16 protein-coding genes, 4 pseudogenes and 1 riboswitch are annotated in these 17,154 nt (G+C 38.7%); of the genes and pseudogenes, 4 read left to right on the top strand and 16 right to left on the bottom strand.

What is annotated here, in order from left to right; all coding sequences use genetic code 11:
• Positions 1–58 precede the first annotated feature (58 nt).
• Positions 59–149: riboswitch (cyclic di-GMP riboswitch) on the bottom strand.
• A 287-nt stretch (positions 150–436) separates the two neighbouring features.
• Together DXB70_RS14055 and DXB70_RS14565 are read right to left on the bottom strand one after the other, a co-directional pair.
• Positions 437–673: a hypothetical protein gene (locus DXB70_RS14055; RefSeq protein WP_147354054.1), complete on the bottom strand. Its 237-nt coding sequence runs from the start codon at positions 671–673 to the stop codon at positions 437–439.
• Positions 674–710: 37 nt separating this feature from the next.
• A pseudogene (locus DXB70_RS14565) lies at positions 711–1,079 on the bottom strand (PcfB family protein); the annotation flags it as partial.
• 382 nt (positions 1,080–1,461) lie between these two features.
• Here DXB70_RS14565 and DXB70_RS11930 point away from each other — a divergent pair.
• On the top strand, positions 1,462–1,983 hold the full coding sequence (locus DXB70_RS11930) for a type III toxin-antitoxin system ToxN/AbiQ family toxin (RefSeq protein ID WP_118638240.1): 522 nt from the start codon (positions 1,462–1,464) through the stop codon (positions 1,981–1,983).
• A 1-nt stretch (position 1,984) separates the two neighbouring features.
• Here the strand turns inward: DXB70_RS11930 and DXB70_RS11925 are convergent.
• Positions 1,985–2,335, bottom strand: a pseudogene (locus DXB70_RS11925) (terminase TerL endonuclease subunit); the annotation flags it as partial.
• Positions 2,336–2,363: 28 nt separating this feature from the next.
• Between DXB70_RS11925 and DXB70_RS11920 the strand changes: the two are divergent.
• The 3 genes from DXB70_RS11920 to DXB70_RS11910 all read left to right on the top strand — a co-directional run bounded on the left by DXB70_RS11920 (position 2,364) and on the right by DXB70_RS11910 (position 4,999).
• Positions 2,364–2,624, top strand: a complete 261-nt coding sequence (locus tag DXB70_RS11920; protein ID WP_118673388.1) for a helix-turn-helix transcriptional regulator — start codon at positions 2,364–2,366, stop codon at positions 2,622–2,624.
• A 190-nt stretch (positions 2,625–2,814) separates the two neighbouring features.
• Positions 2,815–3,201 (top strand): BlaI/MecI/CopY family transcriptional regulator, encoded by a 387-nt coding sequence (locus tag DXB70_RS11915; protein WP_118652847.1) that lies wholly within the window; start codon positions 2,815–2,817, stop codon positions 3,199–3,201.
• Between the two features lies 1 nt (position 3,202).
• A complete protein-coding gene (locus DXB70_RS11910; protein WP_118673387.1) occupies positions 3,203–4,999 on the top strand; it encodes a BlaR1 family beta-lactam sensor/signal transducer in 1,797 nt (598 codons plus the stop codon).
• Between the two features lie 96 nt (positions 5,000–5,095).
• Here the strand turns inward: DXB70_RS11910 and DXB70_RS11905 are convergent, their stop codons facing one another.
• From DXB70_RS11905 to DXB70_RS11845, 13 genes and pseudogenes are all read right to left on the bottom strand, one after another.
• A complete protein-coding gene (locus tag DXB70_RS11905) occupies positions 5,096–5,536 on the bottom strand; it encodes a hypothetical protein (protein WP_107001154.1) in 441 nt (146 codons plus the stop codon).
• Positions 5,537–5,588: 52 nt separating this feature from the next.
• The gene (locus tag DXB70_RS11900) at positions 5,589–6,815 is read right to left on the bottom strand and encodes a hypothetical protein (protein ID WP_118297735.1); all 1,227 of its coding nucleotides are present in this window, start codon (positions 6,813–6,815) and stop codon (positions 5,589–5,591) included.
• Positions 6,816–6,831: 16 nt separating this feature from the next.
• Positions 6,832–7,272: a hypothetical protein gene (locus DXB70_RS11895; RefSeq protein ID WP_118538395.1), complete on the bottom strand. Its 441-nt coding sequence runs from the start codon at positions 7,270–7,272 to the stop codon at positions 6,832–6,834.
• Between the two features lie 59 nt (positions 7,273–7,331).
• Positions 7,332–8,564 (bottom strand): annotated as a pseudogene (locus DXB70_RS11890) (DUF6070 family protein).
• A 37-nt stretch (positions 8,565–8,601) separates the two neighbouring features.
• Positions 8,602–9,090 (bottom strand): DUF6070 family protein, encoded by a 489-nt coding sequence (locus DXB70_RS11885; protein ID WP_243099961.1) that lies wholly within the window; start codon positions 9,088–9,090, stop codon positions 8,602–8,604.
• Positions 9,038–9,300, bottom strand: a pseudogene (locus tag DXB70_RS14425) (penicillin-binding transpeptidase domain-containing protein); the annotation flags it as partial. The gene DXB70_RS11885 and the pseudogene DXB70_RS14425, both read right to left, overlap by 53 nt.
• A gap of 523 nt (positions 9,301–9,823) precedes the next feature.
• Entirely contained in the window at positions 9,824–10,333 is a 510-nt protein-coding gene (locus DXB70_RS11875; protein WP_118673386.1) for a hypothetical protein, read from the bottom strand.
• 343 nt (positions 10,334–10,676) lie between these two features.
• The gene (locus DXB70_RS11870) at positions 10,677–11,183 is read right to left on the bottom strand and encodes a hypothetical protein (RefSeq protein ID WP_118673385.1); all 507 of its coding nucleotides are present in this window, start codon (positions 11,181–11,183) and stop codon (positions 10,677–10,679) included.
• A 342-nt stretch (positions 11,184–11,525) separates the two neighbouring features.
• On the bottom strand, positions 11,526–14,651 hold the full coding sequence (locus DXB70_RS11865) for a metallophosphoesterase (protein WP_118673384.1): 3,126 nt from the start codon (positions 14,649–14,651) through the stop codon (positions 11,526–11,528).
• A 133-nt stretch (positions 14,652–14,784) separates the two neighbouring features.
• Positions 14,785–16,095 (bottom strand): recombinase family protein, encoded by a 1,311-nt coding sequence (locus tag DXB70_RS11860; RefSeq protein ID WP_243032320.1) that lies wholly within the window; start codon positions 16,093–16,095, stop codon positions 14,785–14,787.
• Positions 16,058–16,522 (bottom strand): zinc ribbon domain-containing protein, encoded by a 465-nt coding sequence (locus tag DXB70_RS14420; RefSeq protein ID WP_243099960.1) that lies wholly within the window; start codon positions 16,520–16,522, stop codon positions 16,058–16,060. Before DXB70_RS14420 ends, DXB70_RS11860 begins: the two co-directional genes overlap by 38 nt.
• The gene (locus DXB70_RS11850) at positions 16,495–16,833 is read right to left on the bottom strand and encodes a hypothetical protein (RefSeq protein ID WP_118684813.1); all 339 of its coding nucleotides are present in this window, start codon (positions 16,831–16,833) and stop codon (positions 16,495–16,497) included. Before DXB70_RS11850 ends, DXB70_RS14420 begins: the two co-directional genes overlap by 28 nt.
• Positions 16,793–17,152: a DUF4406 domain-containing protein gene (locus tag DXB70_RS11845; RefSeq protein ID WP_118673381.1), complete on the bottom strand. Its 360-nt coding sequence runs from the start codon at positions 17,150–17,152 to the stop codon at positions 16,793–16,795. Before DXB70_RS11845 ends, DXB70_RS11850 begins: the two co-directional genes overlap by 41 nt.
• Between the last annotated feature and the right edge of the window lie 2 nt (positions 17,153–17,154).

The following is a 17,154-nucleotide window of genomic DNA, read 5'->3' as shown; positions in this document are numbered from 1 at the left end:
GGTATCGGAATCTCTTCTGTTCAAACATCTTTTCCATATATTATGATGATATGGAAACAGTGACAACCGGCTGACATGGTCAAGCTTTCTGACTTTAGTCCCTTCTGGCTTTGCGACCCTGCCTTTCAATAGGTTTGCCTTTAAAATAATCTCTTTCTTCAAAAAAACATACCACGCGGTTTTCCGCACGTCAATAATTTTTTTTTGAAAAATCTACACATATTTTACTTCTGTTTTTGAACTTCTCTTTATAAAAAATCTAAATCGATGAATCCTAAAAACCTAACATTTTTTTCATATGAAACTCATTCATCATTTATAGTGCTATTCTCTCCATTAACTAAACATAACCTATTGTTCGATAATAAATTTTAGATCCCAAAAGAGGCTTCACACCACGAACCAACTCGCAATGCAAAGCCTCATCACTCACCCATTATATTCTTGTCACAAAATCCAGCGAGCTCCACTCATTCCGCTCTTTCTCATATGCTTTCAGCAGCCCCCTCATTGATGCTCCAACACCATCAGCCTCAGCAACAATAGTAAAACAGCCAGCACCCGTATATTTTCCAGTCTTCTCCTGATCCGTTCCCAGCTTCTTCCGGCTTCTTATGTTCCTTTGTTGATGATATGATAAATCATTACTGTTTCCTTCTGTTCCTGTCTCCACAGTCTGGCATTGCACTGCATATACAGTTCCAAAGACTGTTCTTGTTCTGTGCGATCATCTTCTGAAGTCCTTTCAGTTTCTGCCGTAATGACGGACGCTGTTGCTTTTTCTCATTAACTTTTACAAATTCCTTGAACGCCTGTGCAATCACATCGGCATCCCTGCCCTTGAAAAATACAAGATACTTGGGTTGTTCCGTGGTCTTATCCCTCTTTACTGCGAAATCGACATTGTATTTCCTTGCGACACGCTCAAAGGATTTTATATTGCTATCCGTAACCTCAATGGACTTTGCACCCTCTCCCTGACCGACCAGCTTCTTTACCGGGATTTTCCCATGGGAAGGCTCCTTATGCTTCTGATGCTCCAGATACATCTTCATTGCTTTCTGTAAAACACTTGCGGTCTATAACTACCCTTACGCTGTTATGTCTATGTTCTATTTCAAATTTACAAACAGAAATTAATCAAATTCTTAGACTTCTTGAAGTTCAAATTCTGAACTTCTGTGGATTTATCAGTGATCCCTCTCTTTCTTTTTGTACCTGTCTGTGATAAAATCAATCCTGTAGAAATCGAAAAAAGGTCATAAAAATTTAGCAATTACAGGCATTGATTTTTTGCTGTAAATTGCATATAATAAAAACACAGATAGAAATATCTGTGCAGTGGTTAGAGCGTCCAGTTAAAATGCTCGTTTAAAAGCGGTTAGATTGTCCAATTAAAACAATCGGTTAACAGCAGTGGGTGGAGTAATCCACCCACTTTTTTACTTTTCAGGAGACTTTATGGATTGGTACGTTGTCGATAAGAAATACATCAATTACCTGACACAGTTTGATTCCCGTGTCGGATATGTGGAATATGGGGAACGTTTGAAACTCCATGTGGGAATTCTTCTTACTATCGGAGATTTCCACTACTATGTCCCTATTTCCTCTGCAAAACCAAAACATCAGAAGATGTCCAACAGTCTGGATTTCCACAAACTCCAGGATGAATCCACCGGATATCTTTATGCGGTATTAAATATCAATAATATGATTCCGGTTCCTGATAACTGTCTTACACAGTTAAAATATAATCAGGTAGAAAGCTTCCGTTCTTTCAGTAACGAAAAAGAAAAAACAGACTATGTCTACCTTCTCCAGAAAGAAAAAGCTTTAATCGACAATGTTCAGGACACTCTGCAAAATAAAGCCATGAAATTATATCAGAAATGCATTGCCAAGCCCGATTCTTCCCTTGCTGCAAGATGCTGTGACTTCAAAATGTTGGAAGAAAAATGCAGTTCTTATTCCGATACATAAACTCTTCATCATTTCTCAGTGGAAACACAAGTACAAATGCCGTGATATCTGATGTACTTGAAAGGTCTAAACCGCCATAGCAGGTTCTTCCGATAAGTTCCTCCTCATTTACGAGAAATGCACACGCATCCCATTTATCCATCTGCATCCAACGTGTGGACTGTTTTACCCATTGGTTTAATCGAAGCTGCCGGAAGATATTCTCTTCTGCAGCATTTTCCCTTGCACTGATATAGGCATTTCGAACCTTTTCAATATCGATAGTTTCTCCAAGGGAAGGATTGGCTTTATACCATGTAGCTTCGATCCTCCAATCATCCTCATCGGATGCACCATAAATCACGGGATAGAATCTATCTCAAGCAGCATTAGCTGAACAAATAGGTTGTGATGAACGTACAATACTAAATATTGAAAACGACCGTGGTAATCCCAAGTTCGAAGTATTGTGCCAGATCATCGCTTATTTACACATTCCTGCAGACCGTATTTTTCACCCTGACACTGCTACGGACGGGTTGAAAAAGCAAAAACTGTTATTGATGCTACAGGAATGTGATGAGCAAGAGGCAGCCGAGATTCTTCCAGCAATTGAATACCTCTTAGCACTTATACATAAAAGAGGTAATTCAAACGAGTAAAGGAACCAGCTAATCCGTTGTGATTCTGGTTCTTTTCTTTTTGTTGCCATCTCTAAGTCTTACTCTTGTAATGTTTTAATTATTACACAGGTAAGAGTCAAGTCAATATCTTTTTTCTGAAATTGACAACCACATAAATAACGTCTATAATACATTTATTACAGTCGTAAGATTTAAGGAGGGATTTGAAATGAGTGATTTACCACAGATTTCTGAAGCTGAATTTGAAGTTATGAAAATTGTATGGAAACATGCTCCGATCAGTACAAATGAAATAACAGATAAATTATTACAGACCACAAGCTGGAGTCCGAAAACGATACAGACTTTAATCAAACGCCTTGTGACCAAAGGTGCTCTGACTTATGAAAAACAGAGCCGCATGTTTGTTTACACCCCAGTCGTGAAAGAAAGCGAATACATCGGCCAGGAAAGCAATTCTTTTCTGGAACGATACTATGACGGGGATATCACTGCCATGCTGTCTGCATATATAGAAAATGACAGACTATCTGAAACAGAAATAGACACTCTCCGCTCCCTTCTTTCCAAGAGGTCAAAAAAAGGAGGCAATTAACGTGGCCGATTTTATGATACGCTTTTTAATATGCAATTTATTTATCAGCGGTATCATCGGAATTCTTTTGATAACCAAGTGGATATTCAAAAACAACCTGTCCAGCCGGATGCAGTATAATCTGTGGTTCCTGCTTCTTGGGTTGCTGACAGTTCCCTTTATACCGTTCCGTCTCATCGGATTTCCACAAATCTTCTCGTGGCTTGGCAACTTAAGAAGCTCTCCTGCTTCTGGTACCGCAACCGCTATAGGAGAAGCTGTGGGAATTAATCCAGCAGGAAATACAGACTGGATGAATGACTTCGCACTTTCTGTAAATAGCGAGACACCATCCATTGCCGGATACATATTGTTAGGGATATGGATTGTAGGCATTTTTGCAATGATTATATTGGTAATCAAATCCTCGCTCCGTCTACGCACTTTGGAGAAATCTGCACTTTCCCTCCAGAACCCAGAAGTACGCAGACTATATCATCAATGTTTAGAGGAAATGGGAATTCACAGAAATATACCTGTTTACAGCACCGCATTTTTGAAATCCCCGATTATTGTGGGACTTTTGAAACCGTGTATTTATCTGCCGATTCATCTGATCTCTGATTACAACGAATCCGATATGCGGTACATGCTGTTACACGAACTGCAGCACTATAAGCACAAAGATGCTATTGCCAGTTATCTGATGAACCTTGCCGGAGTGGTATATTGGTTCAATCCTCTTGTCTGGTATGCATTGAAAGAAATGCGTAATGACAGAGAGGTTGCCTGTGACACTTCCGTTTTGAAAATGCTTGAAGAGGATGCTTACGAAGATTATGGCAATACACTAATTAACTTTGCAGAGAAGGTTTCACTTACTCCTTTTCCGTTTGCTGCCGGCCTTGGTGGAAACATGAAACAGATGAAACGAAGAATCATCAATATTGCCTCATATGAGAAGCCGACATTTATGAAAAGGCTAAAGGGCATGACTGCATTCATGCTGACCGCTGTCCTGCTTCTTGGTCTCGCTCCGATTTTATCTACATACGCAGCAGAGGTCAGCCATTATCAATGGAAAACTTCTTCTGAGAATATTTCCTATGTTGACTTTTCTTCCTACTTTGGAGAATACGAAGGCAGCTTTGTTTTGTACGATTTAGAAAATGATGCATGGAGCATACACGACATGGAGCATTCCACCTTACGAGTTGCTCCAAACTCCACCTACAAGATATATGATGCCCTGTTCGGATTGGAAGAAGATATCATTACACCGGAAAATTCGTTCATTGCATGGAATGGCGAAACTTATCCATTTGAAGCATGGAATGCGGATCAGACCTTACAGTCTGCAATGAATTCCTCTGTGAATTGGTATTTTGAATCTGTGGACGAACAGCTTGGAGCCGCTGACATTTCCAACTATATTCAGGAAATTGGATATGGAAACGAAAATATAAGTGGTGATCTCTCCACTTATTGGATGGAATCTTCCTTGAAGATTTCCCCAATAGAGCAGGTCGAACTTCTAACCAGGCTGCAGAATAACAGCCTTGGCTTCACCCCTGAAAATATCAATGCAGTAAAAGATGCCATCTGCCTTTCCTCTTCCGATGCCGGAACATTCTACGGAAAGACCGGAACCGGACGTGTGGATGGCCAGGATGTGAACGGATGGTTTATCGGCTATATCGAAACTGTAGATAATACATACTTTTTCGCTACCAACATTGGTGCAGACAGCGATGCTACCGGAGGCAACGCAACTGAAATAACCATGTCTATCTTGTCCGACATGAATATCTGGAAATAAAGAAATCGGGTAAAGGTCATAGTCGTATAATCCTTTGCCCGATTTTTTTATTTTCACTTTATGCATAAAAGCGTTTCAATTATCCAGTTCTATACGTCAAGAATTAGATTTATCATTGATGTATTCTATAATTTCTCCAATAAAAAAAGATATAAATGTCCCAATTGAAACAAACAAACTATCTCTATCACCTAATGATTCAATGAAGATTGAAAATGTAAACGTAAAGTTACTATACATATAATCATAAAAAACGTATTTCAGAGAACCTATCAAGAGCATCAACCCGAAAGAAATTAATGCATATATTAGGCACAGCAAAAAGCTAATGTCAATGCTGCGTTTGACAATGATTTTTCCCATAAAAAAACCTAAAATAAAAACCCCAATATCAATATATGTATATATAATTAAAAAACCCAAATAGGCTAAGGCCGCATTATATTTGGGAAATAAATAAAAACAAAGAAAATAAGCCAAAGCCACACATACAAAATATACTAAAAATGGAGAATACGTTCTAACAAACTTTCTCATAAAAACACCTCACACCACATGTAGATAATCGAATTAAAATCAAAAGCTTATCTTAATTTATTTCATGCTCTTCACTTCCAGTCGCTGACCATGATGTTTTACCACTACTGACCACATCTTTTGTAGACATACTATATGCAAATATATCAAGGATCTCCGCCTCTGAGATATACCATGAACCATCTGTGTTTTTCTTACTTCTGTATAAAACATATAATTCGCATTTTTCATTCTCCGAAAGTCTGTCATATACAAGATATTCTATTATTTCCTCATTCTCATTTAAGATAACTCTAGAATTTCCATTCGCACCGTATGATATCATAAAATCACATCCTTCGTCTGCGAAGTATTGTTGATATATAGTACGATATCCATCATATATTTCATTTGTTTCCATTAATGTCACATAATCACAGATCGCAGGAATAGAAATATCATCCTCTTTCATATTTTCCATTAATTCATCCATTAAATCGTGTTGAATGACAAAACCATTATCCTGTGAACTGAATATTCTAATGGTCTTTCGTGGCATCATTCCCTGCGGTCCTGCTCCTGTAACATAGTTTATGATGACAATCACATCCTTTGCACCATCTCCATCTATATCCTGAAATCCAACCGCTTCAACACTATCAAACATTCCTACACTATCATTCTCTGTACTATTATTTTCATAACACTCCGGAAAATAATATATAATTTGATTGTCTTTTGCCAGCACAAATGAAACATCTTCCCAGAGCGTTTCATAAGTCGGCAGATAAGATACAAACTGTACTTCACCCCAATCATTCAATTCTACATCAAAGGATTGTTCAGTTATAACCCGGCTTTCATCTAATCTCTCTCCTGATGGATATTCTACTTCAATATCTGCTACATCTGTCAATTGCTGTATTTCTTTCGTACCATCGAAATATAAAATGACTTGTTCATCAAATTGCTCTTCACCTGATAGAATTATTTCTACATAATCCTCATGCCAGGTAACCTTCCAACAGCTGCTACTGATGCTTGCACCGTCATTGTGCAATTCAAAATCTGTTTGCGATATCTTATCTTCGCCTTCTTTAAGGACTAACCGTCCACTTGCTGAACCAAAAGGCCATTCCGGTTCTCCAACAGCTTGAAGTATCACTTCATATTTTTTATCTGGTGAAACGGATGTATCGCAAGTTATCTTCTTGTAATTTACCGTATACGAAATGCAACACCAAAATACTACAAACAGTGCAATGAGCGAGCCCATAATACATAGCATAAATTTTTTCATTGATATAGCCCCCTTTTTAATGTCCTCGTATATCCAGTTCTTTCAATAGAGAATTTTCGCTTTCCCATGAATATACAATGTAATATCCGGCGTCATTTATTTCTTTCCCAAAATTCAGAGTTTCGTTGTCAATCACATCAATAGACTGTCCTTCCTGAATTTCCACAAGATACTCCCATTCATTGCTTCTGTGATCCGAATAGTAATCATCCAGTTCTTTCAAGGACAACTCGCTCTGAATTAGAATCGCACCAAAATATTGCATCCCGTTTCCGTTACCTGTCAGCTTCCCTGTCCGTGATATTGACTCTATCAGTTCCGTTTTCTCTGGCAGTGGTGTTTCACATAATTCCTTTTCCACTTTATAGGCAATGTTATTATTTATGAATGAAATGGATATTACTCCGCCTATCAATACAACTGCTACCAATATTCCAACTAATTTTAATTTTTTCATGTGTCCTCCTTTCTTTTCTTACACGTGTAAGATTATCATAGAACACCATTATCATCAAATCATTCTTTAATCCGGTATTGGTAATCGGGTATCTGCATAATTCCGTCATTTAGGATTTCATTCCCCAAATACTGAAAACTGCCATCCTCTGCAAATCTTACCGTAAGTTCATGGGTAATGACTGCATCATCGCAAATGACCATGTCGCAAACTGCCTCCACCGTTAACGTAACCGTCCCATCCTCATTTTCTTTGATGTCGACAACCTCTGGCAGAGATGTCCCAAAGAAAGTAGGCGCATAATTAAAGCATCCAAGTCGCACCCAATAATAGGTCTGGTTTTCCTCATCAAATACTGCGTAATCCCGTATCTGCTCTGCTGTTATCGGAAGATATTCCATAATCAGACTTTCGAATTCTTCTTTTGGGATACCCTTTGGATAATCTTCGGAATTAAATTTTTCTCCCTATTTCATTCCATACAGATATTCAAACATCCCGTTATAATCCAACTCATTCAGATTTTCTATATTCCAGTTTGAACACAAAAGGTTATTTCCCTGATATCCAAGACCTCGAACACAATGTTCAGACATTTCACGCTGTTCCTCTGTCATAGGTTTTATTCTAATCAGGCAGCTTCCATCCACAATTTCACTGACTTCCGGTGGCTCCGGCACACACAACTCATAGCAGAACCATCCTTTTTCCGTGTATTTCCATTCCTTGAGTCTCGTATATGAAATGTACGAAATTCCCGGCTCGTTGTCAGCATTCCAGATTCCTCTTGCACTTACAACATACATATCCGTTCCATCAAAAAAGAATTTCATTCTGCCCAGTCCACCATCGTTGTGGATTTCATAAATTACTACAGAACCGCTTTGCCCTTCCATACATTCTTTAAGAAAACTATCGACACTTTCATAATTCCCCATGTTAAAATACGTTACCATCGTAGCAATTGGATATCCTGCGTCCTTTACCTTCTTCTGCATTTCAAGAACCGTTTGATCATCCAAAACAACATTGGATGCTATCCCTTTATCTGCAGTTTCATAAATATCAAGATAATGTTCCATCAGCTTTTTACAGTCAGTCTCAGCTTCTTCCCTTTCCTGTTCATCTACTGGAAGGTCGTAGCCCTTTTCCCATTGTTCTGCAGCCTCTTCCTCGGCATTTTTTATTTTCTCCGTGGAAGATACTTCTTCCGTATCTTCCACAAGAGATTCTCCCGCAACACTATCTTCTTTTCCACAGGCACACACGAAACACCCAATCAGAAATACCATGAGCAGTAGAATGCTTTTTCTTTTTAATGCCATAATATCATCCTTTCTTTTCATACTTGTAATAGCTTCTGACCACATCCACCCTTCCGTCTTTTGAGTGCAAATCGTATTTTACAAATCCGCCAAAATAACTGACTTCAAGAATCGTTATTTCTGCTTCTTCCTGTGCATCCACCTTTTCGCAAAATTCCAGTACCTGCTCTGCCTCAGTCATGTTAACTTGATTTCTGCTGTCAACAGCCGGATATCCATTTTCTCCAAGGCAATTTACAATACTGCGAATCGTTTCCAAATCAGCTATCTTGTTTTCTTCTGCTGCCTTCTTATAAAGATCTATACAGATGTTTATAATTTCTTCTGCATTCTCCTGAGGTTCTTCTGGAATAGCCTGAATATCAATTACTGTTTCCGAAACTGTATCTTCTTCCGGGGGTGCATCGCTGCACCCCGAAACACTATGCATCAGTAAAAAACTAATTACTACTAAACCACTCTTCCAGAACCAGGCGGTCTTTCTTAACAACATATCCACTTCCTCCTCTTCCTTTTACATCTTCTACCATGCTGATAATCAATATAGGACGTTCTACCGTATCTTCTGCTGTAAAAATTGCAAACCATCCTAATTCCGTACCCGAAGTATCATCCTTCGATGCCTTGATTTCTGCGTACCTGTTTTTCCTGCTAAAAGAATGTCATCCCGATGGGCTGCATATCCAGTTCCATTAGAATCATTTCTTCATATTGACCTCCATTCATTTTGCTTTGCTGATATGGTCATATTCTATTTTCAATGTACACTATATCTCCAAAATATTACATTTGTAAGATTTTGGAGTGAAAAAATTCCTCTTTTATGAATATATCGTACTATACATTCCTCCTCCCTTTTTTATTACATATGTAAGATTTCACAACAAAAAAATATCGTTCGAACTCCTGCTGCACTTGTGTAAATATTACATCAGTAAGATTTAGAAGTCAAGTTATCTTTATATAAAAAGGCTTCTGCCGGAAGGTATCATACATTTTCGCAAAAATGATACCTTTTAGCAAAAGCCTATTATTCAGCAGAGTCTGAAAACACACATTCATTTTCTCCCCTTAATATCCTACAAACCGCAGAAAATCAAGGTTTCTTTGAAAGCAGACGAACGGTTTCAATATTCCCCTGAACTTTGATTTTATACTGCATAGCGAAAGTATGCAATAGGTGTTCAAAGTGGGGTAATGGTTTTATCCCCATAAAAAGTGGTTGACTAAATGTATTTTAAGATTTTTCTATATAAATCCCACAGCCTCGGTTCACAAAACCCACCCAAAGCACTCAACCCACGATGCTCATGAACATCTCTATCTTCAACCTCAAAGAGCCTATGGAAATCATCTCCCTCACCTACATAAACTGATTTGTCATAATTAAGAAAAGTAGACTTGCCACTAAATTGGTCACCTGTGATATCTATATTAATATGTTTGTCTACCATCAGCCACGCATGAGATTGTCCGTTTCCATCCGGTTTACCCCAATATGTTCCACAGACATAATCTGTTTTGATACCTTTATCCAATAAATACTGAGCTAACAAATCACTCGTATCTCCGCAGCAAGCACGTGGAAATCTGCGATATATGCTGTCATTATCAAACTCTCCTGCTTCCAAAGCCAAATCAATCGCTCTTCGAAATTGGGTTGCGAACTGTTTAACTTCCTTCATCATACGCTCCTTTAACAAAACCACTTTTGCCCAAATGTATCCTTTCGCCAAAATGTATACTTCCCGTTCTCCAAAGCCTATCCCCTGGGGTGAATCTCCGATTATATCATCACTCTACGGAAACAGAAACACACATCTATTTTATTCCCAAAATGGCGAAATCCTTTGATTTATTGGGCTTTTTTCGACAGAAGGCAGACTGTCTCCACATGCGTGGGGACGGAACCAGAATACTACATGGCAAAAGTTATCACTCAAATTTATCCCCGACTTTTGCCAGAGAGTATAGCGTTTTTTCAGTTTACTCCACCAGACGATTTTCACCCCTTTTTAGCGGTTTTCACCCCTTTTCTGGAAGCGCAACCCCATCCATACACTTCGGCAAAACTATTGCTCATTTTGTTTCGCCATTGAGTATGTCTTTGAGCCACTTGGGAACCATCGGAACTTTCTTCCCGGCAAGGATCAGTTTCATAATTTCTTCGGTATCCTCCTGCCGCCAGAACCGATTGCGAATATAACAGTCATGGCTGCAAAACTTCTGATTTTTCGTTTGGCTCTCAAATTCTTTTCCGCAAAACATACACTCATGCTTGTAAAGAGACGGATGGGTTTTCACCCATAATCTGCGACATTCATCAGAACAATAAATCCGTTTTCGTCCGCCGGATTTCTTCTCTAATGGCTTGCCACATTGTCTGCATACACTGTCAGCACAGACTGCTTCCATTTGCTTTCCTTCTCTGGCTTGAAGACGTTTTTTTGCATATCCATCCAAACCATTTGCTTTGCAATAATTTCTGACTTTGTCCCTTGGAAGGTCTAATGCAATTCCTATTTTCCGGTAGCCTAACCCCATATTCCGAAGGCGCTCAATAGTTTGCTGCTGTTCTTTTGTCATCTGATATCAACTCCTTAACAAATTTGGTAGTCCAGTAATCACTCTGGATTGCCAATTTGTCAAGCGGTTTTCCTCTTATGTAAAGATTCCCTTTTAAACCAAAAAAGAGAGCGATGATCGTAACATTACCAACTCTCTTTTATGGCTAATTGGAGGGTATCTACCAACGACTGGCTATCCGTCCAGTATACCTTCAGGTTTCTGTATTACCTATCAATACCAGTTCATTCTTTCAGCAAATATTGGGGATTTAAGCATTCAACTAACGGATACCGCAGCTACATCATCTACTATTACTATACTAAATCAACACACCATACCAAAGGAATTTAGGCTTTTCATTTATGCATCCTTTAAATTTAAATTCTTCTGCATTTCGATTCTAAAATCCTTAATATTAAAGCCTAGCAAATCACATACTGCCTGTTTGGAATTAGGCTCAAATTGATAACTGCATAAATCTCGTGCAATAATTTCCTTCATAACATATTGAGAAAATTTCCCCAATGTCCTTTTCCCCCTAAAACATGAATCAATTTCCTTCACAGGCAAATTTCCATTTTGAGTATTGATTAAAAACTCAATCGAAACCATTCTAAAAAATTCCGAATCCAACTCATCATTAAATTCCAAAATTTCTTTCGTTATTCTATCACACTCTAGTCTATTTGCCAATATTCTTACATTTCCAATAACAAAAGTCTTCCACAATTGGTAAAACAGGTTCTTCAGTTCAACAATAAAATCACTTTTTATTAAGTATTCGTTATCACCTTCTTTTTGTTTTTCTTCAATCAACTTCATTATTTTCCCAATAATAAATTCCATGGATGTTACCATTTTTCCCATAGTTTTCATTACTGCCTTATGCATCTCGTCTATAATTATCATTCTCGGCTTTCTTTTGAGTTTTCCAGCATAATTTTTAATAATGTCTCCGAGCAACTCTGTTAAACGCATTAATTGAATTAATTCTAGCGTCATTTTATCCATCTCCTCAGCCACATTATTGGATTCATCCTTTTCAATCTGTTCCTCTATCATATCTGCAATTATTGCATTCCTTTCCTGTATTTCAGAAATATTTTTATTCTTAGGAACCGCAAAGATATCATCCACTTTTGTTTCAATATCCTTTTCCAACTCTTTTACCATTTCATATTGCTGCTCATATTTAAAGTCTTTACACTCTGGTAAAATTTTCTCTGAGGCTTCAATTATTTTAGGTAATATCTCATACTCCACATTTGCTCCAAATGCCAAAAATAGTAAAATATTATAGTTTACCTCTTTAGAAACATCACTCAATAAGTTTTCAATTATTTTATCTCTATCTCGCGGCGCAATCTGGTGTTCCATAAAACCACAAGCAAAATAATAAAGCATATAATCGTATTTAAATCGATACCCTTCTCTGGTTCTTGAAATAAGTCTATAATCCAACAACCTATTAACAATGTCTATTACCTCACCTTTTGCCCCTGTATACTCTTGATTATAATCATATATAACCGTTGTAAGAAAACTTTCTTCAACACTGTTAGATTGCTTTTCTTCATACATCTTGTAAGCCAGTTGTTCTAAAATCGTTTGATACATTGCTGCATCATTAGTGTCCCCATCTGAGATTTTATTAATCTTATCTTTAATCAAGCAATCATAAATATAGGAATATCTACTATAATCAACATTCATGCTAGTAGTGTTTTCTAAATATGACAACACTAATAAAAATTCAAGCGGTGTCCTATGGAAAAATCCATTTTTCATCACGCTTTCTACTTGAAATAATTTTTCTTTTCTTAAATTATCAAACTGAATACTGTCAATATCTTGTTCTGAATCCGACAGGAGTAACCATTTATTTACCAACTGTCTTTTTCCATAAGCCCTTAACTCACAAATTTGAAGCTCAAAAAATTCTTCTTCTATATATTTATTGGCTTCAATATTTTTTAGGAAATTGACCATTCGTTTAGTTGGTGTACTTGACAAAATCACAACTCCAAACTTGTCCGTTAAATACTGTAAGACTTTTTTTATACTCTTATCCGAAAGAGAGATTTCATCAAAATTATCAACAATACACACTTTATTTTCAGAATCCATCTGCAATATTTCTTCCGCACTTACATTATCATATTCGTCATTATAAAATCCCTTCATTTTATCATTTAAAATTTCACCATCTGCTGAATTTATTTTTGACACATCTATCCAAACTGGTATTTTATTTGCATCATAAAATTCTCTGTATAATTTCTTCAATAAGGCGGTTTTACCAAATTCTTTTTCCCCTAAAATCAATATAAATTTCTTTTCCCAAATGGCTTTCATTATTGTATCTTTTTCTCTATAATGAACAATACTTTTCTTATTTGTTAAAGCTTCCCCTCGTAAAGTAGGGTATGCAAATATATCTGATAAATATAAGGTATCCTTATACCTACTGAACAAATCCATGTCCATATTTTCAAGAAAATCCTTTACAGTTTTCTTTAATTCTATGCCTGATTTGTAAAATCTATTCCGATTAAACGGAATTCCTTTTGTATCAATAATATTCTCATATATACTTCCATTCCATTTATATGAAAAGAAATTTTGAATATTTGCACATAAATCAATTTTTAATATATTAAACCCACTTTGCTCACTATTCCCAGAACTATATAATTGATTTCCCTTTATAAAATAGTTTGATGCTGCATTATAATTCTCTTTATACACATATTCTGCCGTATGGTCATGTCCAACCAATACAATATCTGAATATGTTTTATAATAATCTTTCCAATTTTCGGCATCATCCCAATCAAGCCAAGACTCATCATGATGCATAAGTGTTACTACGATATCATTTTCATTTTTTTCATATTTATCTTTTATCTTAAAGTGCATTTTCCCCTTGATTTCATGCTTTGATGAACACCAAGCAGTATTTATACAATGAAATCTAATCGTGATTCCATTTTGTTCATCATTAAAAACATTTTCCGTTAAAATCTTGTCATTTTGACAACCAAATCCTATCCCCTCTTTACTCAATGAATCTGCATATTCAAAATATGCACTTTGAATGGTCGTGTAAGACTTCATAATCTCTGGTAAGGTTGCTGTAGATATATCAATATTTTTTAATAACAGTTCTCTTGTCGGAGCAAAATCATCCTCGAAATTGCAATCATGGTTTCCCGGTATAACAACTACTTGAACCATTATCTTGTTATACCTTTTTTTTATAATATCTACTATTTCCCCAATAAATAAGGTACCATAAACAAATTGTTCCTTTGTTCCAGAATATGTAATGTCTCCTGTCACACATAAAAAAATGGTTGTATTTTCAACATTTGTTATATGCAACATGATAGCTCGGCTAATCGCCTCACTACGGCCCAAAAGAATATCAAAATCACGTTCTGCTTCAATATGTATATCTGTTAAATGAACAAGTAATAGTTCCATTTAAAGGTATCCCCCTTTTCATTTGTACTATTATCCAACTACTACTTGTATTCTACCATAGCCCTCTACTTCTTTCTACCGCAAAAAACAAGAAAGAGCCAACTGAATTTTTTACAATTGACTCTTTTTCTCTCTATTCTGCTTTATACTCAATCTCCGTCCCATCCAAGAACACCGTCACCACCACGCCGCTCTCATACACCTTGATATGATCCAGTGTCCGTAGCATCAGGTCAATGTCCAATTCCTGTATGGGCTGTGCATGTTCCGTCAGCTCCATAAAATCTACCGCCCGGAACCTCGCCAACAAATCCTCTCCTTGTGCTTTTTCCTTCCACTCCGGTAGAAGCTCATCCCGGCATTCCAGCAGCTTATTCCATGCCATGAAATAAATCTTCCGCACGGTATTCTCATCTATATGCCGATTGGAACATCCCAGCACACCTTTTACCTTATACCGCTCACTGCACTGCCAGATCCTGCGTATTTCTCCTGTGCTGCTCTGCCATCCTTTCCTATGGAAAACCTTGTTGCATTCCCCGCAAACGATCTTCGCCGCAAATGGATTCTGTTCCGTATTATGGGAAAAGGAATTTGTCCCATGCTCTTCCAGATACCGTTTCCTACGTTCCATCTCCAACTGTACGCATTCCCAAATCCATGGCTCAATAATGGCTTCATGGTCATCCTCAATATAAAACTGCTGAATCTCCCCTTCGTTCATCACACGTTTTTTTGTCAGAAAATCAGCCGTATAGCTTTTCTGCAAAAGGGCATCCCCTTTGTATTTTTCATTTTCCAGCATACTGGCAAGTGTGGTAGCCTGCCACTTCGTGCTGCCGTTCCAATTTACCACGCCTTCCCGCTCAAAAATCCGCTTAATATAATCGGTAGTCTTTCCATGCAAGAATTCCATATAAAGCCTTTGCACGATCTTCGCCTGTTTCCGGTTCACCACCAGCTTCCCGGATTCATCCGTGTCATACCCAAGGAACCGTGCCGTACTCATTTTGTGCTGTCCGACTTCAAACCGCTTCCGGATACCCCAGGTGCTGTTTTCAGAAATATTGCGGCTCTCATCCTGTGCCAGAGAAGAAAGGATCGTCAGCAGCACTTCTCCCTTTGCGTCCAGTGTGTCGATATTTTCTTTCTCGAATGTGATGCCAACACCAAGAGCTTTTAACTCCCGGACATAATTCAGGCAGTCCAGCGTATTCCGGGCAAACCGAGAAATGGATTTTGTGATGATCCGGTCAATCTTCCCGGCACGGCAGTCTGCGATCATCCGGTTAAATTCTTCCCTTTTCTTCGTATTGGTGCCGCTTATCCCTTCATCCGCGTATATCCCGGCACATTCATATTCCGGATTGCTGTTGATGCTCTCCGTGTAAAACCGCACCTGGTTCTCATAGCTTAATAGCTGTTCTTCTTGGTCTGTACTCACCCTGCAATACGCCGCTACCCGGAGCTTCCGGCGCTGTGTTTTCTTCCCTTTCCCTGCTGCCGAATTTTTCTTTGGCGGTATAACGGTAATGTTTCTTGCCATCCTTTACAACCTCCTCTGCCACCGTTGGCTCTGTGATATTCTGCCGGGATGCGGATTCATCCGGAATCCTTACCCCCGGACACGCCTGTTTTCCTTCCTCAATGTAAGTGGAGCACAGCCACTCGATCCTCTTTTTGTACCCCTGCCTGCGCCGGAGCGTCCGTCCGCAGTGCGGGCAATACAGCATTCCGGTCAGCGGATATCGGTTCTGGTATTTCGAGGGATTATCCTGCGTGCTGCTTCCATCCCTGCGGTTTTCTTTCATCTTCTCCTGAAGCCTGTCCCACTGCTCCGCGCTTAAAATCGCCGGATGGCTGTCCTCCATATAATCTCCGGGTGGCTGAAATACCGTGCCTTTGTGCCATACCTCTCCCGTACCGCCGTCTCTCTTTTCTTCCGTGTATCTCCCTGTTCAAACCCGAACAACCATATCTCATCCACCTTTTCCATCAGGCGTGAAAGCAGGATGCCCTCCACCGCACCGCCAAGCTCATCCTTAAAAATCCCATGGAAAGCAAGGTACGGGCTTAGCGGTATTTTTCCTCTGTGCGCCGCAAAACGGCAGTAATCCTCCGCCCTCTGGCGGTCAATCTCTTCACATCCGGTAACCTGTGTCAGCACCATCACTGTCTGCATCCGCACCGCCTCCTTCCATGAACCATATTTTCTTCCCCTGCTCTGTGGCAAAGGCGATCTCCGCCTGCATTCCTTCCGTGGCTTCCCCGAACACCCACACTTCCTCACAGTACAAAAGCAGTTCCATTCCCATAGAGATACCAATCTGCCTCTCCGCCTCGATACCTTCATTCAAAAACTGCGGGAACAGCAAGTGCGGTGCGATTGGAAGATATCCCAGGTCACAGGCCATCCGGCTGTAAACTGCCGCCGTTCTTGCATTGCCCTCCATATCTCCACGGAACGGGCTGCAGATAAACACTTTTTTCCTTTCCGTCATTT

The organism is Clostridium sp. OM05-5BH, assembly GCF_003481505.1.
GTDB lineage: Bacteria > Bacillota > Clostridia > Lachnospirales > Lachnospiraceae > Otoolea > Otoolea fessa.
The sequence above is the reverse complement of the archived record's forward strand: the minus strand, read 5'-3'. Positions and strand labels throughout refer to the sequence as shown.